This is a genomic window from Campylobacter sp. RM19072, from assembly GCF_024723485.1.
Taxonomy (GTDB): domain Bacteria; phylum Campylobacterota; class Campylobacteria; order Campylobacterales; family Campylobacteraceae; genus Campylobacter; species Campylobacter porcelli.
In genome coordinates, this window is the sequence record NZ_JANQCU010000001.1 from 15,713 (window position 1) to 38,360 (window position 22,648).

Genomic DNA, 22,648 nt, shown 5'->3' on the forward strand with positions numbered 1-22,648 from the left:
AATAGGGTATAATTTTAGTTTAAGGAGATATTTATGAAAATTTTATATAGTAATCAAGCAAATTTTAAAGATGAATTTGACGCATTAGTAAATCGCTCAAATATGGATATACAAGGCGTAATGCCTATTGTAAATGGTATTATTGATGATATTAAAAAGCATGGAGATGAGGCTTTAAAAGAGCAAATCGCTAAATTTGATAGGTGGGAAGTAAATAATAATCTAGCTATAACTACTGATGAGATGAAAAGTGCTTATGAGGCTTTAGATAGTGAGTTAAAAAGTGCTTTAGAAATAGCGTATAAAAGAGTTAAGAGCTATCACCAAAAGCAAGTAGAAAAATCTTGGATAGATTTTGAGCCTAGTGGCGCACTACTTGGTCAAAAGGTCACCCCAGTAGATAGAGCAGGGCTATATATCCCAGGTGGCAAAGCAGCCTATCCTAGCTCTTTAATAATGAACGCAGTCCCAGCAATAGTAGCTGGAGTTAAAGATATAGTAGTTTGTACTCCAGCTGTTGGCGGGGTGGTAAATTCACTACTACTTGGGGCTATGCATCTTTTAGGTATTAAAGAGGCTTATAAAGTAGGCGGTGCTAGTGCGATTGCTACTATGGCGTATGGGACTAATAGCATTAAAAAAGTAGATGTAATTACTGGGCCAGGAAATATCTATGTAGCAACGGCTAAAAAGATGGTTTATGGCGATGTAAATATAGATATGATAGCAGGACCAAGCGAAATAGGCGTAATAGCCGATGATAGTGCTAATCCTACTCACATAGCCATTGATTTGCTAAGTCAAGCTGAGCATGATGAGATAGCAAGTAGCTTTTTAATTACTTTTAGTGATGAGTTTGCCACTAAGGTTAATAGCCAAATTCAAAGATTATTGCCAAATTTAAAAAGATATGAAATAGCAAAAGCAAGTATAGAAAATAAAGCCGCCATAATCGTAGCTCGTGATATGAATGAGTGCGTGGAGCTGATGAATGAGCTAGCTGTGGAGCATTTAGAGATAGCGTGTGATAATGCGTATGAGTATCTACCACGAATCAAGCACGCTGGGGCGATATTTTTAGGTCATTATACTCCTGAGGCTATAGGGGATTATCTAGCTGGGCCAAATCACACGCTACCAACAGGCGGTAGCGCTAGATTTTTCTCCCCTTTAAGCGTGAGTAATTTTATCAAAAAAAGCTCTATAATCTCTATGAATAAATGTGCTATTAGTGAGCTTAGCAAGGCTTGTATGGCTCTAGCTGATGCTGAGGGGCTAGAGGCTCATAAGCTTTCAGTTGAGTTTAGAATTTGATTTTATCTATCATGCGTGGCTTGGATATTGATATAGTCATGCTTGATAGCTCCACCATCTAGCCAGTAGTGATTTTTCTCTATGGCTAGTATCTTTAGACCAGCTTTTTGCATAAGCTCTTTAATCATATCTAGATTATAAAATGTAAAAATCAACCCCTTATGGGTATGCTCTGTAATCTCATATAAATTCTCGCCAATTAGCTTTGCATCGCTCTTTAGGCTATCATCTGTGGATATGAAATTTATTAATATTTTGCCATTTGGATTTAGATGGGATTTTAGTGATTTTAATAGATTTAAAGCGATATTTGGAGTATATAAATAGGCTATCTCCCAAGCTACTATCGCATCAACTTTAATATCTTTTAAAATTTCATTAATATCTCTATTTTTATTGCTATATAGCTCTAGTGTGCCACCACGACTATTTATGATATGCTCTAATCTTGATTTGGCTAAATCAAGTGGTTTTTGGTTAAGATCAACTCCTATTAATTTAGTAGCCCCAGCCTTGCTAAAGCACTCTAAATGCCTACCATTAGCACAGCCAAAATCTAGCACACTTTTAAATTTATTCTTAAAGGCAAAACGAACAACAAACTCACTAGGGTAAATTCTATCTCCGCTTAATACCAAATCCTCCCATAATTCAAAGTGCTCTTTATAGTCATTTACGCTATTTATCATTAAATTTCCTTTATACTTTCTTAGCTTCTATAATATGCCATGAGTTTATAATCTTGCCATTATCAGTAGTAAATCTCTCGCTATCTATGCTTATAATCTCTAAATTCGCACTCTTATAAATTGCCTTTATATCATCTAAATTTGGGATATAGTATAGCATTCCTTTGTGGCTATCTCTTTGTATTATGAATGTATCTTTTTGTATCTCTTTGCCATCGCCATATAAGGAGTCATCTTGCGCTCTCCAGTTAGCTATCACCTTGCCATTTGGCTTTAATATTTTAGCAAATTGCTTAAAAATATCGCTTATGGCGTAATAGGCATTAGTAAGGGTTATCCCCCAGCAAACCACGCAATCTAAATTATCTCTTTGGATTAGATCTTTTAAATTTGAGTTTTGATTGTTTTGATATAGTTTAATGCTATATTTTTGACATCTATTTTTTGCTACTTCTATTGCGGTGCTATTATAATCCACTCCTATAATATCTTTAATCCCAGCCCTAGCTATCATTTCTAAGTGTCTTCCATCACCGCAGCCAAAATCCAATATACTATTAAAATCTCTTTTATTAGCATAGATATAGCGAGTCAAATACTCATTTGGGTATAGTAGCATTGAGTTAGATATATGTTGCTCCCATAATTTATATGAGTGCTCTTGAGCTTTTATTATCTCATCCATCTATTTTCCTTTTAAAATTTGATATTAATTTTTGTGTGTTTATAAGTGATTGTTCCTTTGAGTTGGTTTGTATTATCGCATAGCCTCTATCCATTATGGTAGAGCCATCTATAACTTTTGGTAGTGTCGAATTAATTTCGCACCTATAATCTACAATCCCTAAGCTATCTTTAAGCAAGTCAAAATCAGCCGCTATCCAGTCGCCTTCAAAATCAAAATAGCGTATTATTGTATTTTTTCTAAATTTTGGTTTGAAGTTATATGGTAGATTTAGGCTCTTGTTTATCCACTCTTTTGTAGGATTTATCCCAGTTGTAATCTCTATAAATCTGCTTAGATAATGCCCGCTTGGGCGAGTAGATAGCTCAATTATAAATGGCTTACCATCTTTAGTGATGATAATATCAGCGTGTATTAAGGCACTATCTATATTTAATTTATTTATAATCTCTTGCATATACTCACTTACGCTAGGGATCTCATCTGTGCTGATATAGGCTATAGCTTGTCTATATGGTATAGGCGTTATGAGCTTTTCTCTTAGTAAAATGTGATTAAATTTACCATCCATTACGGCTGCGTCGATACCATACTCTACGCCATCTATAAACTCCTCTATCAAAAAATCCTCTTGTTTGAATTTCTCATTTTTTAAAATATTTTTAAGTTGATTTTTTGTAGAAATAACCAAGGTATCTCTACTACCGCTACCAAATCTTGGTTTTATAATAATGGGAAATTTAAACTCATTTAGATCTAAATCAGGCTTAAATAGGGAGAAATTAATCTCTCTTAAATTTCTCATATTTAAGCTTACCCCCCCCCAATTTTTAGGCGAGTTAAGGGCGTTAGCAAATTTGAGTTTATCAGTACATATATCGGCTATATCGTAGCTAAAGCCACTTAAATTATAGTAATCATTTAACGCTCCAATGCTAATTAGACAGCGACCAATTAGCGTTGGCAAGATTAAATTTGGGATAAATCCATCGCTATTTAGCTTAGAGATTATAAGTTTTGGCTGTGATATATCAACTATATAGGAAATATCAGCTTCTCTAAGCCCCAAAGCAGACGCATCTCCATCAAATGCTATGACCTTTAGACCAAGTTTTTTGGCATATCTTATAGCTATTAAACTCTCACTACCAGCTCCAATTGCTAAAGCGATTTTGCTTTTATCCACATTTTGCCTTAAATTTTTGTTGAATTATAGCTAAAATCGGTTAAATTTAGAATTCTTACGCATTAATTAGCTATTTTTTACTATATTTTATTGTAAATTTAAGTGATATTAAATGTAGTAAATTTCTAGTTTTGATAATATTAGTAATGATTATCAAAATTTATAATAAATTAATATTTCTTTTGTTATTATTTTGCTTTTAATAATTATTATTAAGGATAAACTTATGTTTAACAGACTTTTTTTGTAGCTGTAGCTACTGCTTTAGGGGGGGGGGAGCACTACAAGCTAATGATGTGGCAGTGCTGGATAAATCTGTAGTTTCAGATAGCGGATTTGCTCAAAGCATCAAAGACGCCCCAGCTACAATTAGCATTATAGGTGGCGATGAAATTCAAAATCGCCCCATAAGAGACCTAGGTGATATCGTCCAAGATATCCCAGGCGTTAGCACCGAGATTAGCAAAACCGGCTCTTCAGCTATAAAAATGCGTGGTATGGCTAGTAAATATACCCTGATATTAGTAGATGGCAAACGCATCAATATGGATGCGGCTTTTGATGGCAATGGATTTGACTCTACTAGTGGATTTTTACCTCCGGTTTCTATGATAGAAAAAGTTGAGATAATCCGTGGCCCAGCATCGCTCATATATGGTTCAGATGCGATGGGTGGGGTTATCAATATAATTACTAAAAAAAGCGCCGATAAAGCATCAGCGACAATCTCTTTAGAGTCAAGACTCCAAGAGCACCACGATACTTGGGGTAATATGTATGGATTAAATGGTAATGTATTTGCTCCGCTTGGCAATGGCGTTACTCTTAGTTTGCGTGGGAAGTATTATGATAGTGATAAAAATGAATTCCTTAAAAAAGATATCCCAGGATATACCGAAGCTCGCCCAAGTAACAATCCATATACCTCTCACAGCCCAACTGCGTATGTAAATTACTCATTAGGTGGTAAGATCAATTATGATATTGATGGGGCAAATTCGATATATTTAGATAGCGAATATGGATTTCAACGCTTAGGGACGCTAAATACTAGTAGCTCTCAAGTAACAGCAGTAAGAGAGTATCACAAATACGATAACTCAATTGGGCATAGCGGTGAATACTCATGGGGTAAGACAAACTCATATATCCAATACGCCCTAACAGAAAGAATACCACACATAATAGCAAATGTCGGCGATGAAAAGGGCAATAAAAACAGAGCAAATAGGGTAAAATATGATAATCTAATTTTTAGTAATCAAAATATGCTAGATTTTGATTATGGCTCTTATGGCTCATTGATTTTGAATTTTGGTCCATATCTATCATTTGAAAGCTTAAATAATCACCAAACAAATTATAGTGCCAATCAATACACAATTGCCGGATATGCTGAGGGTGAATATCTATTTAACGAGTATATTAGCTCTACTTTAGGCGGTAGGGTAAATCACATAGAGACTTATGGGACATTTTTTAACCCAAGATTTTATCTAAATTTATATCCAACTCAAGATTTGACATTTAAATTTGGTATTAGTAGTGGTCTTAAAGCGCCAGATTTAGGTAGTAGATATGATGGATATTATAGCTCTCGTGACACCGCAGATCAATACGGCAATAATGGATTAGATGTAGAAAGAACCCTAAGCTATGAGATAAGCACCATATATGAGTGGATATGGGCTGATATCAGCGCAACTGCGTTTTATACGCAATTTAGCGATGCTATCTCAACTCAAACTTATCAGAGCGGTCAGCAATTGCCAAATGGATATGGAGATTGTGGCGCCTATGGTGGGACTGCTTGCTCAATATATGAAAATGTCGATAAGGCTATATCAAAAGGCTTTGAGCTAGGTATCCAGTCTAAGGCGCTTTTTGAAAATATAATTCCAAGGGGAATTTACGCTGATTTCTCATATGGATATACTAAAACAGAGAAAAAAAGCGGACAAGATAAGGGCAAAGCTCTAAATGATATCCCACTTCACAATCTATCTACTAAGCTATCTTATAAAGCCAAAAGTTGGGATACATACCTTAGATGGAGTGCAAAGCTAAAAACTCCAACAGATAACGCAAATATCGCTAACTCTGGCGTGGGGGATTATTATAAAGATATGCATGTGGTTGATTTGGGGGTAAATTATAAATTTAGCAATGGAATTACCATTGGTGCGGTTATTAATAACTTGCTTGATGAGAATTTTGTAGATTATGTTACATATACTAGCGGTAGAGGACTATCATACACAAATCAATATCAAAGAATAATTCCTGGTAGAAATTTCTGGCTAAATGTTAGAGCTGATTTTTAATTAAGGCAAATTTTAATACTTTAGTAGTAGAATTCGTTAAATAACAAAATAAAGGAGTATGAGATGAAGATAAATGACTACTCAAATAGTATGCAAAATTACTATCTAAATAACGCTCAAAATAGTGCAAATAAGGCTTTAGATAATATCTCTGCAAATCGTGCTATAAGCGGTAGTGATAGTGCTAATATGGTTATAGCAAATGCACTTTTAAGCAATGCAAATGCCATCTCTCAAGGCGTTAGCAATGCAAATGACGCAATTGGGGTATTGCAGATTGCTGATGGTGCGTTGCAAAATTTAACAAGTGGTGCTGATAGATTAAACGAGCTTTCAATTCGCTCAACTAGTCTAGCAATGGATAGCAATGCAAGATCGGCCATCACAAGTGAGGCTGAAGCACTAAAAACATCTATGCAAGATACCTTAAATTCAACTAGCTTTAATGGCAATAATATCTTTGGTTCAACTTTAAATTTTCAAACTGGAAGTTCTGAGACTAGAATTTCGTTAAACGCTCCAAATATCAGCTCAATCGATATTAATTCTCAAGATAGCATAGCTGCTTTTAGAGATAGCGTTAATGCTATGAGAGCTGATATCGGTAGCACTCAACAAGGGCTTTTAAGCAATATCAACTCTTCTATCACAGCAGCAAATTCAGCCAAAGCTAGTGAATCACAGCTACAAAATAACGATATAGTAAAAAATTTAAGTGATTTAAATAACGCAAATTTACAGCTCAATAGCACGACTTTGGCGGCTGCTCACAATATGAGTTTATTAGCTCAACAAGTTTCATCGCTACTAAGATAAGCAAGATAGCCATTTTGGCTATCTTATATCATATATTCTATATTTTCTATTTCACCATTAATTAGCTTATATATTACAGATTTTAGCTCAAAATATTTTGGAGTATTTGGGGTAAATTTGGGATTTTTAATCTCTTTTATTATCTTGCCATTATGTAAAACGACAATCTTATCACCCAAAAGTATAGCCTCATCTATATCGTGAGTTACAAATATTACTTGCTTGTTTTTAGTTAGATCCTTAAGCTCATTTTGTAAATTTGCTCTAACTACTGGATCTAAAGCACTAAATGGCTCATCTAAAAATAGCACTTGCGGATCTAATGCTAAAGCCCTAGCTATAGCTACTCTTTGGCATTGACCGCCACTTAGTGAGTGGGGATATTTTTTAGATATATTTCCCAACCCAACTAGGCTAAGATACTTTTTAGATATATTTTCTAGCTTATTTTTATCCTTTATCCCAGAGCATTTTAGAGCAAATTTGATATTGTCTTCTGCGTTTAGCCACGGCATTAGCGAGTAGTGTTGCATTATGATTTGTCTATCTTTAGAGCTTGGGATTTGATTTTTAAACTCAGAATTATCAAATTTAATACTCCCACTATCAAAACTCTCAAGTGAGCTTAATATCTTTAAAATTGTGCTTTTGCCACTTCCACTAGCCCCTAAAAGAACGCAAAACTCACCATCATCAACACGCAAATTTATATCATGAAGAACGCAAATATCTTTAAAAGATTTTTTTAAATTACTAATTTCTATCATAGCCATACTTCCTTGATACTACTTTTTCTATATAGCCAAATATAGCATTTATCGCCATTCCTATAACGCCAATTGTGATGATAGTAGCTATTAAAATATCAATTCTAAGCTGATTTCTACTATCTATGATGATATATCCAAGCCCAGTTTGAGCCCCTAGCATTTCGCCAACGACTAAATTTATCCACGCTAGAGCTGCTGCTAATCTAAGGCTAGATATAAGGGATAAAAAGCTAGATGGAAATATCACGCTTTTTAAAATTTGCCACCTTGATGCGCCAAAGTTTTTAGCCACTATAATCAGCTCACTAGGAACATCTTTAATGGCTTTTGTAGAGAGCAAAACCATAGGGAAAAAGACAGAGTAGGCTATGATAAATATAGTTGGCAAATCTCCAATCCCAAAGATGATTAATATCATAGGAACCCACGCTATAGGAGAAATGGGACGCAAAAGGTTAAATAATGGATCAAATGCCTTAGCGAATTTGGGATTAAACCCAAATATAAAGCCAATTAAAATACCAAAACCCACACCAAATATTAGCCCCAAAACATATCTATATAAAGAGTCGATTATCCCTATTGGAAGGCTATTATTAGCTATTATTAGCCTAAATGCCTCTATAGTTTGAGCTGGTGATGCGACAAGATCTGAGCTTAAAAAATGCCACAACAATATCACTATAATCAAAACTAATATTTGATAGATATATCTCATATTTGCTCCACCAAATAGCTATCTATATCTAGATTTTTTAGCCCATCATTAGCTAAATTTTGTGATATTAAAAACTCTTTTAAGGCTATTAAATCCTCTTTTTTAACCATTAAATCATTATAAGATACTATATTTTCTTCTACAATTTTGCTGATGATATTAGCATCTTGGGCTAGGATTTTTGAGCCTATTATGGCAGCTTCTTTTTGGTTTTTTTCTATGAAATTCGCAGCTAATTTAAATGCCTTAGTTAGCTGGTCTGCTATATTGGAATTTGCTAACTCACTAGAGTAGTTTAGTAAGCAGCAAATATGATCTGGCGTAATATCCTTGCTTAATATCAAATTTCTAGCTCCTCTTTGGACGCCAAGCTGACCAAAAGGTTCAGCAACGATATATCCATCAATTCTATTTGTTAGCAAGGCAAAAGGCATCTCAGTAGGTGCCATATCTACTAAATTTACTTTTATATTATTCTTGCTTAAAAGCTTGTGTAAGATATAGTAGTGGCTAGAAAATCTAGATGGAATTGCTATATTTTTGCCTTCTAATTCATTGATTGTCTTAATGCTGTTATTTACCACCAAAGATGAGCCGTTTTTGTGTGCGGCCATAATGGCTTTGATATCTACGCCACTACCTTTTAGCATAAGCCCAAGCGGAGCTAATAGAAACGCCCCATCAACTGCTTTAGCCCTTAGAGCCTCGCTCAAATCCGCCCAATTAGCAAATTTAATAGGAACAATATCAAACTCATCACTACTAAAGATATCTTTAGCGATTATGATTAAGTGGTCGCAAATCGGTAAATATCCAACTTTTATCCCCTTTTTAAATTTAGAATTCGCCACGCTCTTAGTAGCGCTAAGAGCCAAAAAACCAGCTAAAAATCCAAGTGCATATCTTCTATTCATATCTCATCCTTTTTATAATTTTTCTCGCCATGATTTTATGCAGCCACGCCCAGCTTCTGCTTTAGCCCTTAGAGCCTCGCTCAAATCCGCCCAATTAGCAAAAATTATTGGCTAAGCAAAATACTTAGTCAAACTCTAAATTATGCGCTTAGGCCGAGATTGTATTTATAATTTGTCCTTTTTCATTGTATACATAGATAAAAGCACCTTTTTTTATAGAGTAACTGCTACTAGTGTATCCTTGTAAACTACCACTACCCAAAGACTCAACGCGAATTTGGCGACCGCGTTCATCATATACATAGGCAAAATTGCCTTTTACCACTACTGCTGATATTGCCATTTTTCATCCTTTAAAATTAAAAATTTGATTAAAAAATTCTAGAATTTTAGAATTTAAACCTATGCTCGATATTTTGAAATTTCACTATTTATTCACACCTCCCCTTTTAAATTTAGAATTTGCCACACTCTTAGTCGCACTAAGAGCTAAAAAACCAGCTAAAAATCCAAGCGCATATCTTCTATTCATATCTTATCCTTTTTATAATTTTTCTCGCCATGATTTTATGCAGCCACGCCCAGCTTCTACTTGAGCTATCTCTTTTAAAAGGTGCTTTATGCTAGGAGTTACTATAAGGACGAAATTGCCCTCTCTTTGCAGTCTTGCTACATGAGACTTCTCAAAATATCCCTTAGCACCACAAAACAACACTGCAGCGCTCGTGACCTTTTGAGTTAGTAGTGAGCCATTTAACCTAGCTTTTAAAACCCTAATCGGCTCTATGTTTTCGATATTTTCTGATATAAGCTTAATCTCATTTAAAAGACTGTTAAATTCGCTTTTTAACTCATCTAAATTTATATTTAGATATGAGTTTATATCAGCGTGAGTTTTGTTTGATTTTTCTATCTCATCTAAGGCTGCTTGTATGATGCCAGCTGCTATGCCTGTTTGTAAGAGTATAAATCCGGGTGTTATTTTGATTAGATACTCATAGATATTAGTAGCCAAAATATCACTACTAGCTAAAAAATAATCTTTTATAGCCACGCTTTTTGTAGCTGAGCCCTCAAGTGCGGCGTATTTGATATTTGATTTTAAAGTAGCATTTTTGCCAACTCTTATTACGCCCATTACAGGCTTATCATCTTCATCTAAGGCTATAGCGCCAAATACGCTATCTTCAGTGATATTTGATACCCATGGTAGATTGCCATTGATGATATATCCGCCTTCAACTTTTTTAGCACTTAGATGGTTTTTCTCTATCCCAGCAAAGGCCTTCATAGGATTTGATAGTGCAGTACCGCCTAAAATTTCACCACTATATAGCTTTGGTAATAGCTCGTTTTTTAGCTCTTGATTATCACTATTTATCAAGTAGTAGATGATTGCAAATTGGCACCACATGCAAAATCCACTAGTTCCACAAATATTTGAAATTTTCGCTATATTTTCTATAGCTTTGTATATATCGCTTCTAGTTTTTAAAACAGCGAAATCACCATTTTGAGCTATTTGCTTTAATAACTCTTTTGGGTAAATTCCATCTTTATCTATGGAGTGTGCTAATTTTTCTAATTGTTGTAGTGCCATTTTGCATCCTTTTATTTAACTTCTAAATTTACATTTCTAAGCAAGGTATTTGCAACCGGTGAGTATTTTAAAGCGTGAGCTATTAGGGCGTCTTGTTTAGCCTTATCAGCGTTGCTTTCTAATATCACATTTACTCTTACATCTGTAAATCCAAGTGGCTTCTCGCTTAGATCGCCAGTTCCCCAAACAGCAGTTATATTTAGATCACCTTCAAGCTCAACTTCAAGCTTTGTGATAACTATATTTTGAGCGATCGCATTTGCGTGAATTCCTACTGCTATACAACTTCCAAGAGCGGCTAAAACAGCTTCGCTAGGATTTGGTGCGGTATCTTCTCCAAGAAGTGTTGGCGGCTCATCTACGATATATGCAGGTAGATTTCTTATATAGTTTGCATGGCGGAATTTTCCCTCTGCGACTGTGCGACATTTAAGTGTCTTTATAACATCTGGATTCTCTTTTCCAGCTTTGATTAAAGCCTCTAAACCAGCCTTATCAATTGGGTCTAGTCTAGTGCAAGCATTTATAGCACAATTTGCCATTTTGTCTCCTTATTTTAAAATATAGTAAAAAGATATATTTATCTTTTAATATAGCAATTATATCAATAAACTAGATATTTGTCAATATAAAGCAATTAAATATATATTTAAATTATATAAATTAAATTTAATTTAAAAAATCAAATTTACCACTAAAAGCCCCTTAAAATGGATAGATTTAAGGCAAAATTAGTATAATTGAGCTTTAAATTATTTTTGTGAGAATTTATGGAAGAGCTATTTGAAAAGTTAGATTTAAGCGAGTATTTGAGTGCGTATAATGGATTTTTAGCTAGACCTAAGCCGCTTTTTATCAGTGGCGATAGCAGGGCAAATTATGAGAAAATAGAGGAGATCTCCCAGCTTAATCTAAAGAGTCCAAAAGAGGTAGCAAATTTAGATGAAGCGCTAATGCGAATATCCAAACAAGCTATTTTACACATTAGCGAGATATATGAATTTAGCAAGATTATAGAGTATTTTAACTATCTAAAATCTCAAAATTTTGCTCCTAAGATGCGTGGTTATTTAGATAAGATTGAAATTCCATCTAGCATTGATAAAATTTGTGAGTATTTTGATGAAAATGGGGAATTTAAAGAGAGCATTGATGAGCGTTTAATATCGATAAATGAGGCCTACAAAAATAAAAAACAGCAAATAGATGAGAGTTTAAAAAGGCTAATTTATACAAAAAGCATAAGCCCATATCTAGTAGATACGCAAATTCACTATGTAAATTCAAATGAGGCTCTTTTAGTTCGTGGTGGATTTAACCACGCTTTAAAAGGTGCGGTAATAGCTAGAAGTAGTAGTGGATACTTCTATATTTTGCCTGATATTGTAAGCAAATTAAAGAGCGAACAGAGCGATTTATTAGATAAAAAAGAGGAAATTTTATTTGAATATGCTAAGGCAATTAGTGCGATTTTTAATAAAAATTTGCCATTTTTAAAATTTATAAATTCAGCCTTTGATTATGTAGACAGCTTGATTGCTAGGGTGAATTTTGCTAAGAGTAGGGATTATAGCTTTATCTTAGCTAACTCTAGTAAAGATATAATTTTAAGCGAATTTGCCCATCCAGCGCTTAAAAATCCAAAGCGAGTAAGCGTGGATTTTCGTGGGAAAATTCTCTTAATCACTGGGGTTAATGCTGGCGGTAAAAGTATGCTATTAAAGAGCATAATGAGTGCTGCAATGCTAGCTAAATACCTACTTCCAATGAGTATAAATAGTGCTAAATCTAGCATTGGTAGCTTTAAGGAATTTCAAGCAATAATCGAAGATCCGCAAAATTCTAAAAATGATATATCAACTTTTGCTGGTAGAATGCTTGGATTTGCTAAGGTTTTATCTAAAAAACAGATATTAATCGGAGTTGATGAGATAGAGCTAGGAACGGACTTTGAAGAGGCTGCTAGTCTATATAGTGTACTGCTTCAGACAATGATGAAAAATGATATAAAGATGGTTATCACCACTCACCACAAACGCCTTGCTATGTTGCTAGCTAAAAATAGCGAAGTTGAGCTAATAGCAGCACTTTATGATGAGACAAACTCATGCCCAAAATATGAGTTTTTAAAAGGCATTATAGGCAAATCTTACGCTTTTGAGACTGCTAGTAGATATGGAATTCCAGCAAATATCGTAGCTAGTGCAAAGAGTGCTTATGGCGATGATAAAGAGAATTTAAATGAGATGATCTCTAAGGCTATAAATTTAGAATTAGAGTTAAAATTAAAGCTTAAAAGCACAGAAGAAAAAGAGTTAAGATTAGATGAGTTATTGAATGAGGCTAAAGAGGCTAAAATCAGAGCTGATGAGACGCTAAGAGCTAGATTAAGCTCATTAGAAAATGAGTTTTATAAGGCTATAAATGAAGCTAAAAGAGGCATAAATCTCAAAGATATAAAAGATAAACAAAGAAGCTTAAATAGCGCAAATTCCATAGCAAAGGCTATCCAAAAGCCTGAGATTATAAGCCAGCCTTTAGAGTTAAAAGTAGGCGATAGGGTAAAATATGATAAGATTAAAGGGGTGGTTTTAAGCCTTAGTAAAAATCATGCAATTATAGATAGCAATGGGGTTAGCTTTAGAGTGCCAATATCGCTTTTAAAGCTTACAAATCAACCACTTAATAACCCAAAAAGTGTAAATATAAGCTTGTCTAGCCCTAAATCAGCTAGTGTGATGATTGACCTTCATGGTCTTAGGAGCGATGAGGCTATTTATAGATTGGATAAATTTATCTCTGATGCGTTAATAGCGGGATTTGATGAGGTTTTAATAAAGCATGGCATTGGCACAGGAAAATTAGCTTATGCGGTAAAAGAATTTCTAAAATCCCACCCAAGCGTTAAAGCCTTTAGAGATGGGACGCCAAGTGAGGGTGGCTTTGGCTCAAAGGTAGTAAAATTATGACAGAAAATATCCAAGGATTTATACAAGGGGCTATATTAGGCTTTGGTGCGGCGGTGCCTATTGGGCCTGTGAGCATTTTGATTATGAGCTATGCTTTGGTTAAATTTCGCCTTGGTTTAGGAGTGGGGCTTGGAGCGATGACTGCGGATATTATATATTTGTTTGCTATTAGCTTTGGCGTTTTGAAATTTAGTCAAAATGAGCTACTAACGCAAATTCTAGCTATTTTTGGGGCGATTTTTTTATTATATATTGCCTATTTGACCTTGAATGGGGCTAAAAGATTGATTAGTCAAAAGCGGGGTTTAGATGGCTCCTTTTGGAGCTGTTTTATCAAAGGTGCGTTTATGAATATTGTAAATCCATATATAATTGGCTTTTGGGTTTCAGTTAGTGGTGTTGTGGCGGTTTTGCCTAGTGCTATGATGGGTATTGCTGGGCTTTTTGTAGCTATTTTTGTTTGGGTGGTTTTCTTATCATTTATAGTTAGTCGCTCACGCAAATTTATAAGCCAAAAAGCTCAAATAGCATTTGCTTATATCTCAGCAATTTTGATGGCTGGATTTGCTATTATTCTTATATTTAATACATTTTTAAAGGGTTAAAATGGAAGTTATAAAGCTTTTAAAAGAGTTGCTTAAATTTAGGAGTATCACGCCAGATGATGATGGTGCGATGAGCTATATTGAGCGATATATGAGTGGGTTTGAAGCTAAATTTTTAGAGATTAATGGGGTAAAAAATCTCATTCTTACTAAAAAATTTGGCGATGGGGTAAATTTATGCTTTGGGGGTCATATAGATGTAGTTCCGCCAGGAGATGGGTGGAGTAGCGATCCATTTAAACCAGTTGATAAAGATGGATATATTTACGCTCGTGGCGCTCAAGATATGAAAAGCGGAGTAGCAGCTATGCTACAAGCTTGTAAGGATAGTAAGAATTTTAATGGAACTTTAAGCTTGATTATAACAAGCGATGAAGAGGGCGATGGAATTTATGGGACTAAAGAGGCGTTAAGATATTTAAAAGATAATAATGCTTTGCCAGATTTTGCTATAGTGGCTGAGCCTACATCTACTAATGAGATTGGCGATATGATAAAGATAGGTCGCCGTGGCTCTATCAATGGTGTTATCACTATTAAGGGCGTCCAAGGCCACGCAGCCTATCCATCTAAATGCGTAAATCCAATCCATCAAGTAAGCCAAATTTTGCCTAAATTTGCTGGATATGATATGGATGCTGGAAGCAGATATTTTGACCCATCAAAGATAGTAATCACTGATATTAGAGGCGGTATGGAGGTGTGTAATGTAACTCCAAGTGAGCTTAAAATAATGTTTAATATCAGAAATTCAGACCAAACTAGCTACGAAGATGTAAAGGGGTATTGTGATGAAATCTTTAATGGGCTTAGGTATGAGCTAAGTCTAAAAGAGAGCTCAAAGCCATTTTTAACTGATGATAACTCTAAGATTGCTATAAATTTAAAAAATAGCATTGAGAGAGTTTGTGGGATTACGCCTGAGTTTAGCACCACTGGTGGGACAAGCGATGCTAGATATTTTGCTGCTTTTGGCATTCCTGTGGTGGAGTGCGGAGTCGTAAATGATAGAATTCACGCAGTAGATGAGAGAGTAAGCGTAAGTGAGATAAAGAAGCTTTATGAGATTTTTAGCGATTTGATTTTACATTTTAAATGATTTCGTTTTTTAAGATTTTTTTGGCTAAAATTATGGGAAATTCAAAAAGGAAATATCATTAAAAGATTAGCTGTAGCCTTCAGTGGGGCTAGTGGAAGTGGCAAGACAACGCTCATATCTAAGGTGGCAAAGGAGCTTATATCTCGTGGATTTAAAGTAGCAATAACCAAGCACGATCCAGGCGATAAGGCGAAATTTGATTATCCTGGCAAGGATAGCTATATCTATAGTAGCATTGGTGCAGATGTAGCAGTAGTAAGCCCAAATAGAACATCGATTTTTTTAAAAAGTGGGCTTTTTGGCGGTAGTGATAGGATAAATTCGCAATTACACAAAGATAAAAATGAGAAATTTGAGCCAAATTTAGATAATTTTGGTAGTGAATTAGAGATTTTGGCGGCTTACTTTGGTGAGTTTGACTATTTGTTAATTGAGGGGTTAAAGAGCTTAAAACTTCCTAGAATTACGATTTTTAGAAATGAGGTTATAGATGATTTTATTCCATTTAGTGATGCATTTGCGACTAATATAGCAGAGTTTAGTGCTGATGGGGATAAATTTGGTCTTGATGATATAGATGATATTATAAAATGGATAGATAAAAACGCAAAAAGGGTATAAAATGCAAGAGATTATAAAAGCAGTACAAGATATAGCTATTAAGATTAGCGAAGTATTAAAATATGGGGATTTAGGCTATGCGACAAGCTCAAATGCTACTGGCGATACTCAGCTAAAGCTTGATATTTTAAGTGATGAGATAATAGAAAATAGGTTAAAAGAGCTTAGCAGCATAAAAGCTATAATTAGCGAAGAAAAAGATGCTCCTTTGAGCGTAAATGATGGCGGTGAGTATATCATCGCTTATGATCCGCTTGATGGAAGTAGCTTAGTGGATGTAAATTTCGCCGTTGGATCGATATTTGGGGTTTATAAAGGCTCTTTGGAGGCTAGGAATTTAGTAGTTGCTTTATATAGTGTTTATGGGCCAAGAGTGGAGCTAGTAGTGTGCGATGATAGCGTGAAATTATTTAGGTTAAATAGAGATAATGAGTTTAAATTTATTAAGAATTTAGAGTTAAATCAAAAGGGCAAGATAAACGCTACAGGTGGCACTCAAAAAGGTTGGAGCGACTCTCATAGAGCTATGATAAAATCGCTGTTTGATGATGGATATAGGCTTAGATATAGCGGTGCGATGGTTAGTGATTTACATCAAGTTTTATTAAAAGGTGGGGGATTATTTAGCTATCCAGCTACGACTGATGCGCCAAATGGCAAGCTTAGAGTTGCCTTTGAGGTTTTGCCATTTGCCTATATATATGAAAAAGCTGGTGGAGCTACGACTAATGGGGTAAATGATAGTTTATTGGATATTAAAATTGAGCAAACTCATCAGACTACGCCTTGCTATTTTGGTTCTAAATTTGAGATTGATAGAGTAAAAAATGGCTAAGATTGCTGAATTTAAAGGTGTTGATGAGCTTGAGAATAAAAAAATAGCACTAAATAACTGTATCGCTCAAAACTCATCTGGAGATAGCTGTTCAAAGTGCCAACGAGTCTTTGGCTGTGATAGGATTAAGGAGTTTGTAATTTTACAATTTGATATTGCCACAGCTATGCTCAAAGATTGCCAAAAGGCAAATAATCTAAGTAGTTGTATGAATTGTGATAGAATTTTTGAGTGCGATATAAGGGAAAATTATGTCAAATCCACATATGAAAAGATGAATGAAGGCCGTGGAGGTCAGTTTGATTTTTAGTAAATTTAAAGGAAAATGATGAAGAAATTTATAACCACACCAATATATTATGTAAATGATGTCCCGCATATCGGACACGCTTATACTACGATAATTTGCGATACCTTAGCTAGATTTTATCGCTTAAGGGGCGATGATGTCTTTTTTTTAACAGGCACAGATGAGCATGGCCAAAAGATAGAAGAGGCTGCTAAAGCTAGAGGCAAAAGCCCAAAAGAGTACGCAGATGAGGTAAGTGCTAAATTTAGGGCTTTATGGGATGAATTTGGCATTAGCTATGATTATTTTATCCGCACTACTGATGATTATCATAAGATAACTAGCCAAAATGTTTTTTCTAAAATGCTTAAAAAAGGGGATATTTATAAAGGGGAGTATGAGGGTAGCTACTGCGTAAGCTGTGAGAGTTTCTTTGCTACTAATCAACTAATAGATGATGAGTGCTGTCCTGATTGTGGTAAAAAGACTAGGTTGGTAAAAGAAGAGAGCTACTTTTTTGCTCTTTCAAAATATCAAGATAGATTATTAAAATGGTATGAAGATGATAAATGCGTCCTTCCAAAAGGCAAAAAAAATGAGGTAATAAGCTTTGTCAAAGGCGGACTTAAGGATTTATCTATTACTAGGACTAGCTTTGAGTGGGGGATTGGGCTACCAAAAGAGCTAAATGAGCCAAAGCATGTAATGTATGTGTGGCTAGATGCGCTAGTTAATTATCTCTCAGCCTTAGGATATACTAGAGGTGAGGAGAATATGGAGTATTGGGGAAATACCTTGCATATGGTAGGTAAGGATATTTTGCGTTTTCATGCGGTTTATTGGCCGGCGTTTTTGATGAGTCTTGATCTGCCTATGCCAGTTAGCGTAGCAGCACATGGCTGGTGGACTAGAGATGGGGTTAAGATGAGTAAGAGTCTTGGCAATGTCGTAAATCCAAAAGAGGTAGCCGATGCGTATGGTCTAGATGCGTTTAGATATTTTCTATTAAGAGAGGTGCCATTTGGTCAAGATGGGGATTTTTCTCAAAAGGCTTTAATAGATCGCATAAATAGTGAATTAAGCAATGATTTAGGAAATTTGCTAAGTAGAATAGTAGGTATGAGCTCCAAATACTCAAATAATATTATTAATTCAGCTGATGTTAAGAAATTCTATTTAAGTGAGTTTGAAGCGGCTAAAATACATATAGATCAAGCAGTTGCTAGTCTAGATGAGATCGCTCCAAATAGATATTTAGAGGAGCTTTGGAAAGTTTTAAATATGGCAAATGCTTTAGTGGCTAAGTATGAGCCTTGGAATTTGATTAAGAATAATAAATTTGATGAGGCAAATGCCTTGGTGGCCTTGGTGGCAAATCTTTTGGCTAAGGTTGCTATTTTGCTAAGTCCAGCAATGCCAAATACAGCTCAAAAAATAGCTGAGACTTTGGAGTTTAAAATTGATACTAATAGCTATAATGAGCTTATAATAAACCCAAATTTAAGCAATTTTAAAGCTAACTCTACCACTCCTTTATTTGCTAAAATAGAGCATGAATTAATCTCTCCAGCTCCAATGGTAAAGATTGATGAGGTTAAATCCAAAGATGAAGAGATTAAAATAGATGATTTTAAAAAGTGCGTTATCAAAGTTGGCACTATTTTAGAGTGTGATAATATCGAAGGTAGCGATAAATTGCTTAAATTTAAAATTGATTTAGGCGAGGAAAATCCAAGGCAAATTATCAGCGGTATAGCAAAATATTATGAGCCAAAAAGCTTAATAGGCAAGCAAGTTTGCGTCTTGGCTAATTTAAAACCAGCTAAGATATTTAAGCATTTAAGCGAGGGTATGATACTGAGCGCAGAAGATGGAAGCTTAACTCTTTTAGGCACTCATGCTAATGTAAAAAATGGAGCGATTGTCGGATAAATGAGAATAGAAAACCTAACCACGCTAGTAAATGGCGAACTAAAAAACAACCCTAAAATCAGTATGATAAATGGATTTTGCCTAGATCCAAATTTAATAAAAGTCGGTATGGCATATCTAGCTTTAAATGCTACGATAGATGACGCTCTCCTTGCTATTAAGAGTGGGGCTTATGCGATTATAACTGATTTGAGTTTAAATAGCAAAGATGATGAGATAGCTATAATTAGGGTTGATAGTGTGGTTATGGCTATGATAAGATTGATGAGGTTTTTCTCAGCACAAAAAGAGCTTAAATTTATCCATCTTACAAGACTAGAAGGCTCAATTTTAGAGTGTTTGTATCTACCTAGATCTCTATGTTTGCTTAGTTGCGATCTAAATCAAGCTTTTATGCAGATCATAGAAGCCGATAATAACGCATATATTATGAGTATTGATGAGACAATGATAGATAAGTTGAGCTTTTCTTACTCTAGCTTAAATGATGATAGTTTGAGTGATTTACACTATAATTTGATAGATAATGGATCGCTATTTTACACTACAATTTTGTTTAAAGATAGCTACTATAATGAGCTTAAATTCCCAAATATCTTTATCAAAGATCTAGTCAATATAATGAGCTTTTTTGATAAATGTGGCGTGGGATTTAGGATTAATAGCTTTGATAAATTTAACCATTTTAGGGCTATTTTTGTGGATAGATTTTTTAATATTCAAGAATTTGGGCAAAGCCATAGGGCTATAATTTGCGAGAGCGATGAGGAGCTTTTTAAGATTGAAGCAAGCAGCCTAAGAGCGAAATTTAGCGACGCAATTATCTGCGCTAAGGCCGGTAGTAGCGTGGCTTTTATGGCTGATTTTATATATAGTGATATTGGCGATATTAAGAAGCTAGATGAGTTTAGATATGCTTTGATTTTAGAAGATTATCAAGATGTGGAGATGGCATTAAATCAAGGCTTAGTAGAGCCAACGCTATTTTAATTATTAAATTTACAAAAAGGAGATGGGTATGCAAATTCCGATATTGGATCTAAATGAGCTTGATAGTAATAGGGATAAATTTATATCTGATTTAAAATCTATATTTACTACTTTTGGGACTTGTTATTTGATAAATCACGGCATTGATTTAGAGCTTTGTAAGGAGCTACAAAGGCTTAGTAAGGAGTTTTTTGCTCTAAGCTTAGAAGAAAAAGAAGAAATTTCAATGCTAAAATCACCGCAATTTAGGGGTTACTCGCAAGAAGGTGGCGAATATACAGCCGGCGGTAAGGATTATAGAGAGCAAATAGACGCTGGTAGTGATAAAGAGGCTCTAGATTGGGATGAAAACTCGCCTATTTGGATGAGAATTCAAGGTCCAAATCTATTTCCAAAGCAGATCCCGCAGCTTAGAGATAAATTTAATGCTTGGTTTGACCAAACTAGCCTAGCTACGCTAAAACTCCTTAAAGGCTTTGCTATGGCACTTGAGTTGCCTGAGGATTCTTTTGATAAGCTTTATGGGGAGAATTCATACGCACATGCTAAATTACTTCGTTATCAAGCGGCATTTGATGGAAATACTCAAGGCGTTGGGGCGCATAAAGATGGTGGATTGATTACTTTTGTCTTTCAAGATAGGGAGTCAGGATTACAAGGTTTGCTAAACTCAGAGTGGATAGATGTGCCACCAATGGATGGATCTGTGGTTGTAAATATAGGCGAATTTTTAGAACTTGCTACAAATGGCTATCTAAAAGCTACAATACATAGAGTAAATTTAACCCCTAATGAGAGATTTTCTATAGCATATTTTTTAGGCGTTCAGCTTGATAAGGATATACCAATTTTAGAGCTTCCAGAGCATCTTAAAAAAGAGAGCACAGGAGTAGATACAGATCCTAAAAATCCACTTCTTAGAAATGTGGCTCAAAACTACTTTAAAAGAATGATAAGATCTCATCCAGATGTGGCTAAAGTCCATCATAGCGATCTTGTGGATAAATTTAGTTTTTAAATTTCAAAGGCGTGGTTTCGCCTTTGGAATTCTATTGCTATATTAATCAATATGTCATATTAAATAATAAAAATTATTATTTAAAGCTAAAATTCAGCTAATTTATTGTTTAATAATAAAAATTATTATTTAGGTGTTTAAATGGAATTTCAATTTAGTCAGATATTTTATGCGTTTTTGCTTACGCTTTTTGCTGGATTTTCCACTTCTATTGGTGCGATTATTGCATTTTTTAGCAAAAAAGATGATTTTAGGCTACTTAGTGTGGGGCTAGGATTTAGTGCTGGTGTTATGATTTATATATCATTTATGGAGATTTTGCCTGATTCTATGAGTGAATTTGCTAGAATTTATGATAGCAAAAATGCTGAATTTATAGGGCTTTTAGCATTTTTTGGTGGGATTATATTTACTGCTTTGATAGATAAGTTTATACCAAGTGATTTAAATCCGCATGAGCCAAAAGATAGCCTTGATGAGCTTAAATTCTGCCCTTTGCCTAGCCATAATGAGCCTCGCCCCACCTATCACCCTGGTATAAGCAATATAGGGCTAAAACGCCTAAAGCGAACAGGGATTATGACCGCTTTTGCCATTACTTTACACAATTTTCCAGAAGGTTTTGCGACATTTATTAGTAGTATTGACTCTCTTAGTTTTGGACTAGCAATTGCTATAGCCGTAGCACTGCATAATATACCTGAAGGCTTGGCTGTATCACTACCTATATATCACGCTACTAATGATAAAAAACGAGCCTTTGCCTACTCATGTCTGTCTGGACTTGCTGAACCAATTGGGGCTATTGTGGGAGCAATTATTTTAATGCCATTTTTAAATGAAACATTAATGGCTATTATATTTGGTGTGGTAGCTGGAATTATGGTATTTATCAGCTTTGATGAGTTGCTCCCTGCTGCTAGAAGTTATGATAAAGCACACGATAGTTTATATGGGTTAGTTGGCGGTATGGCTGTGATGGCTGTAAGCCTTATTTTACTTGGAATTTAGTGCTTTAGCTTTGTAGTGCGATATAAGAAGCTAAAGACCTCTGCAACTGCCTTATAGAGATTTGGCGGGATCTCTTGGTTTATATCTACCTTGCTTAGGATCTCGACTAAATCGCTATCTTCTTTGATTGGTATTTTATATATTTTGGCAGCTTCTATTATCTTTTGAGCGACTTCGCCTTTGCCACTAGCTAGGACTTTTGGAGCATTGTCTCTATCTTTATTATATCCTAAAGCAACGGCTTTTTTAATCTTTTTTGCCAT

General features: G+C 34.9%; 23 protein-coding genes. 13 read left to right on the forward strand and 10 right to left on the reverse strand.

From position 1 onward, the window contains the following. Nucleotides 1-33: 33 nt before the first annotated feature. Nucleotides 34-1,314 carry a histidinol dehydrogenase gene (gene hisD / locus CSUIS19072_RS00090; protein WP_086292800.1) on the forward strand — a complete coding sequence of 427 codons (1,281 nt, stop codon included), beginning with the start codon at nucleotides 34-36 and terminating at the stop codon, nucleotides 1,312-1,314. 2 nt (nucleotides 1,315-1,316) lie between these two features. Here the strand turns inward: hisD and CSUIS19072_RS00095 are convergent, their stop codons facing one another. From CSUIS19072_RS00095 to CSUIS19072_RS00105, 3 genes are read right to left on the reverse strand one after another with little or no spacing between them, the layout of a single operon-like run. Then, complete coding sequence (locus tag CSUIS19072_RS00095) at nucleotides 1,317-2,003, reverse strand: class I SAM-dependent methyltransferase (protein WP_086292798.1); 687 nt, start codon at nucleotides 2,001-2,003, stop codon at nucleotides 1,317-1,319. Between the two features lie 10 nt (nucleotides 2,004-2,013). Beyond that, the gene (locus CSUIS19072_RS00100; protein ID WP_086292796.1) at nucleotides 2,014-2,688 is read right to left on the reverse strand and encodes a class I SAM-dependent methyltransferase; all 675 of its coding nucleotides are present in this window, start codon (nucleotides 2,686-2,688) and stop codon (nucleotides 2,014-2,016) included. Beyond that, nucleotides 2,681-3,874, reverse strand: coding sequence for an ATP-grasp domain-containing protein (locus CSUIS19072_RS00105; protein WP_180380994.1), 1,194 nt, complete (start codon nucleotides 3,872-3,874; stop codon nucleotides 2,681-2,683). The genes CSUIS19072_RS00100 and CSUIS19072_RS00105 overlap by 8 nt, the downstream gene beginning before the upstream one ends. Before the next feature lie 296 nt (nucleotides 3,875-4,170). Here CSUIS19072_RS00105 and CSUIS19072_RS00110 point away from each other — a divergent pair, with 296 nt between their 5' ends. Then, complete coding sequence (locus CSUIS19072_RS00110; RefSeq protein WP_086242049.1) at nucleotides 4,171-6,198, forward strand: TonB-dependent receptor domain-containing protein; 2,028 nt, start codon at nucleotides 4,171-4,173, stop codon at nucleotides 6,196-6,198. A gap of 63 nt (nucleotides 6,199-6,261) precedes the next feature. Next, nucleotides 6,262-7,014, forward strand: a complete 753-nt coding sequence (locus CSUIS19072_RS00115) for a flagellin (protein WP_086292794.1) — start codon at nucleotides 6,262-6,264, stop codon at nucleotides 7,012-7,014. A 23-nt stretch (nucleotides 7,015-7,037) separates the two neighbouring features. Here CSUIS19072_RS00115 and CSUIS19072_RS00120 read toward each other — a convergent pair whose 3' ends face one another. The 6 genes from CSUIS19072_RS00120 to CSUIS19072_RS00145 form a co-directional block, all read right to left on the reverse strand. Further along, nucleotides 7,038-7,781 carry an ABC transporter ATP-binding protein gene (locus tag CSUIS19072_RS00120; protein WP_086242051.1) on the reverse strand — a complete coding sequence of 248 codons (744 nt, stop codon included), beginning with the start codon at nucleotides 7,779-7,781 and terminating at the stop codon, nucleotides 7,038-7,040. Then, the gene (locus tag CSUIS19072_RS00125; protein WP_086236544.1) at nucleotides 7,768-8,502 is read right to left on the reverse strand and encodes an ABC transporter permease; all 735 of its coding nucleotides are present in this window, start codon (nucleotides 8,500-8,502) and stop codon (nucleotides 7,768-7,770) included. Before CSUIS19072_RS00125 ends, CSUIS19072_RS00120 begins: the two co-directional genes overlap by 14 nt. Continuing rightward, a complete protein-coding gene (locus CSUIS19072_RS00130) occupies nucleotides 8,499-9,416 on the reverse strand; it encodes an ABC transporter substrate-binding protein (RefSeq protein WP_086292792.1) in 918 nt (305 codons plus the stop codon). Before CSUIS19072_RS00130 ends, CSUIS19072_RS00125 begins: the two co-directional genes overlap by 4 nt. 148 nt (nucleotides 9,417-9,564) lie before the next feature. After that, on the reverse strand, nucleotides 9,565-9,759 hold the full coding sequence (locus tag CSUIS19072_RS00135) for a hypothetical protein (RefSeq protein ID WP_086292790.1): 195 nt from the start codon (nucleotides 9,757-9,759) through the stop codon (nucleotides 9,565-9,567). Between the two features lie 201 nt (nucleotides 9,760-9,960). Further along, nucleotides 9,961-11,016, reverse strand: a complete 1,056-nt coding sequence (locus tag CSUIS19072_RS00140) for an acyl-CoA dehydrogenase family protein (protein ID WP_086292788.1) — start codon at nucleotides 11,014-11,016, stop codon at nucleotides 9,961-9,963. Nucleotides 11,017-11,027: 11 nt separating this feature from the next. Beyond that, nucleotides 11,028-11,558, reverse strand: a complete 531-nt coding sequence (locus tag CSUIS19072_RS00145) for an OsmC family protein (protein ID WP_086292786.1) — start codon at nucleotides 11,556-11,558, stop codon at nucleotides 11,028-11,030. 228 nt (nucleotides 11,559-11,786) lie between these two features. Between CSUIS19072_RS00145 and CSUIS19072_RS00150 the strand changes: the two genes are divergently transcribed. The 10 genes from CSUIS19072_RS00150 to zupT all read left to right on the forward strand — a co-directional run bounded on the left by CSUIS19072_RS00150 (nucleotide 11,787) and on the right by zupT (nucleotide 22,385). Then, the gene (locus CSUIS19072_RS00150) at nucleotides 11,787-13,985 is read left to right on the forward strand and encodes an endonuclease MutS2 (protein WP_086292784.1); all 2,199 of its coding nucleotides are present in this window, start codon (nucleotides 11,787-11,789) and stop codon (nucleotides 13,983-13,985) included. Next, nucleotides 13,982-14,590 (forward strand): LysE family translocator, encoded by a 609-nt coding sequence (locus CSUIS19072_RS00155; protein ID WP_086236549.1) that lies wholly within the window; start codon nucleotides 13,982-13,984, stop codon nucleotides 14,588-14,590. Before CSUIS19072_RS00150 ends, CSUIS19072_RS00155 begins: the two co-directional genes overlap by 4 nt. Before the next feature lies 1 nt (nucleotide 14,591). Beyond that, nucleotides 14,592-15,689, forward strand: a complete 1,098-nt coding sequence (gene dapE, locus CSUIS19072_RS00160; protein ID WP_086236550.1) for a succinyl-diaminopimelate desuccinylase — start codon at nucleotides 14,592-14,594, stop codon at nucleotides 15,687-15,689. A 57-nt stretch (nucleotides 15,690-15,746) separates the two neighbouring features. After that, nucleotides 15,747-16,310, forward strand: coding sequence for a molybdopterin-guanine dinucleotide biosynthesis protein B (locus CSUIS19072_RS00165; RefSeq protein WP_086292782.1), 564 nt, complete (start codon nucleotides 15,747-15,749; stop codon nucleotides 16,308-16,310). 1 nt (nucleotide 16,311) lies between these two features. Then, a complete protein-coding gene (locus CSUIS19072_RS00170; protein WP_086292780.1) occupies nucleotides 16,312-17,145 on the forward strand; it encodes a class 1 fructose-bisphosphatase in 834 nt (277 codons plus the stop codon). Beyond that, a complete protein-coding gene (locus CSUIS19072_RS00175; protein WP_086292778.1) occupies nucleotides 17,138-17,455 on the forward strand; it encodes a hypothetical protein in 318 nt (105 codons plus the stop codon). The genes CSUIS19072_RS00170 and CSUIS19072_RS00175 overlap by 8 nt, the downstream gene beginning before the upstream one ends. Before the next feature lie 18 nt (nucleotides 17,456-17,473). Beyond that, on the forward strand, nucleotides 17,474-19,366 hold the full coding sequence (gene metG / locus CSUIS19072_RS00180; RefSeq protein WP_086292776.1) for a methionine--tRNA ligase: 1,893 nt from the start codon (nucleotides 17,474-17,476) through the stop codon (nucleotides 19,364-19,366). Further along, nucleotides 19,367-20,356: a hypothetical protein gene (locus CSUIS19072_RS00185; RefSeq protein ID WP_086242057.1), complete on the forward strand. Its 990-nt coding sequence runs from the start codon at nucleotides 19,367-19,369 to the stop codon at nucleotides 20,354-20,356. It abuts the gene before it with no gap. 28 nt (nucleotides 20,357-20,384) lie between these two features. Further along, entirely contained in the window at nucleotides 20,385-21,374 is a 990-nt protein-coding gene (locus CSUIS19072_RS00190) for an isopenicillin N synthase family dioxygenase (RefSeq protein ID WP_086236555.1), read from the forward strand. A 141-nt stretch (nucleotides 21,375-21,515) separates the two neighbouring features. Further along, a complete protein-coding gene (zupT, locus tag CSUIS19072_RS00195) occupies nucleotides 21,516-22,385 on the forward strand; it encodes a zinc transporter ZupT (protein ID WP_086236556.1) in 870 nt (289 codons plus the stop codon). On the opposite strand, the gene CSUIS19072_RS00200 is transcribed toward zupT, so the two are convergent. Beyond that, complete coding sequence (locus CSUIS19072_RS00200; RefSeq protein ID WP_086236557.1) at nucleotides 22,382-22,648, reverse strand: FlhB-like flagellar biosynthesis protein; 267 nt, start codon at nucleotides 22,646-22,648, stop codon at nucleotides 22,382-22,384. The genes zupT and CSUIS19072_RS00200 overlap by 4 nt on opposite strands.

What these genes read in the sequence shown, in the direction of transcription:
- CSUIS19072_RS00125 (WP_086236544.1), bottom strand. Translation starts at nt 8,502, where the DNA reads ATGAGATATATCTATCAAATATTAGTTTTGATTATAGTGATATTGTTG.
- CSUIS19072_RS00135 (WP_086292790.1), bottom strand. Translation starts at nt 9,759, where the DNA reads ATGGCAATATCAGCAGTAGTGGTAAAAGGCAATTTTGCCTATGTATAT.
- dapE (WP_086236550.1), top strand. Translation starts at nt 14,592, where the DNA reads ATGGAAGTTATAAAGCTTTTAAAAGAGTTGCTTAAATTTAGGAGTATC.
- CSUIS19072_RS00155 (WP_086236549.1), top strand. Translation starts at nt 13,982, where the DNA reads ATGACAGAAAATATCCAAGGATTTATACAAGGGGCTATATTAGGCTTT.
- CSUIS19072_RS00170 (WP_086292780.1), top strand. Translation starts at nt 16,312, where the DNA reads ATGCAAGAGATTATAAAAGCAGTACAAGATATAGCTATTAAGATTAGC.
- CSUIS19072_RS00175 (WP_086292778.1), top strand. Translation starts at nt 17,138, where the DNA reads ATGGCTAAGATTGCTGAATTTAAAGGTGTTGATGAGCTTGAGAATAAA.
- CSUIS19072_RS00115 (WP_086292794.1), top strand. Translation starts at nt 6,262, where the DNA reads ATGAAGATAAATGACTACTCAAATAGTATGCAAAATTACTATCTAAAT.
- zupT (WP_086236556.1), top strand. Translation starts at nt 21,516, where the DNA reads ATGGAATTTCAATTTAGTCAGATATTTTATGCGTTTTTGCTTACGCTT.
- hisD (WP_086292800.1), top strand. Translation starts at nt 34, where the DNA reads ATGAAAATTTTATATAGTAATCAAGCAAATTTTAAAGATGAATTTGAC.
- CSUIS19072_RS00140 (WP_086292788.1), bottom strand. Translation starts at nt 11,016, where the DNA reads ATGGCACTACAACAATTAGAAAAATTAGCACACTCCATAGATAAAGAT.
- metG (WP_086292776.1), top strand. Translation starts at nt 17,474, where the DNA reads ATGAAGAAATTTATAACCACACCAATATATTATGTAAATGATGTCCCG.
- CSUIS19072_RS00190 (WP_086236555.1), top strand. Translation starts at nt 20,385, where the DNA reads ATGCAAATTCCGATATTGGATCTAAATGAGCTTGATAGTAATAGGGAT.
- CSUIS19072_RS00120 (WP_086242051.1), bottom strand. Translation starts at nt 7,781, where the DNA reads ATGATAGAAATTAGTAATTTAAAAAAATCTTTTAAAGATATTTGCGTT.
- CSUIS19072_RS00200 (WP_086236557.1), bottom strand. Translation starts at nt 22,648, where the DNA reads ATGGCAAAAAAGATTAAAAAAGCCGTTGCTTTAGGATATAATAAAGAT.
- CSUIS19072_RS00145 (WP_086292786.1), bottom strand. Translation starts at nt 11,558, where the DNA reads ATGGCAAATTGTGCTATAAATGCTTGCACTAGACTAGACCCAATTGAT.
- CSUIS19072_RS00100 (WP_086292796.1), bottom strand. Translation starts at nt 2,688, where the DNA reads ATGGATGAGATAATAAAAGCTCAAGAGCACTCATATAAATTATGGGAG.
- CSUIS19072_RS00130 (WP_086292792.1), bottom strand. Translation starts at nt 9,416, where the DNA reads ATGAATAGAAGATATGCACTTGGATTTTTAGCTGGTTTTTTGGCTCTT.
- CSUIS19072_RS00095 (WP_086292798.1), bottom strand. Translation starts at nt 2,003, where the DNA reads ATGATAAATAGCGTAAATGACTATAAAGAGCACTTTGAATTATGGGAG.
- CSUIS19072_RS00150 (WP_086292784.1), top strand. Translation starts at nt 11,787, where the DNA reads ATGGAAGAGCTATTTGAAAAGTTAGATTTAAGCGAGTATTTGAGTGCG.
- CSUIS19072_RS00185 (WP_086242057.1), top strand. Translation starts at nt 19,367, where the DNA reads ATGAGAATAGAAAACCTAACCACGCTAGTAAATGGCGAACTAAAAAAC.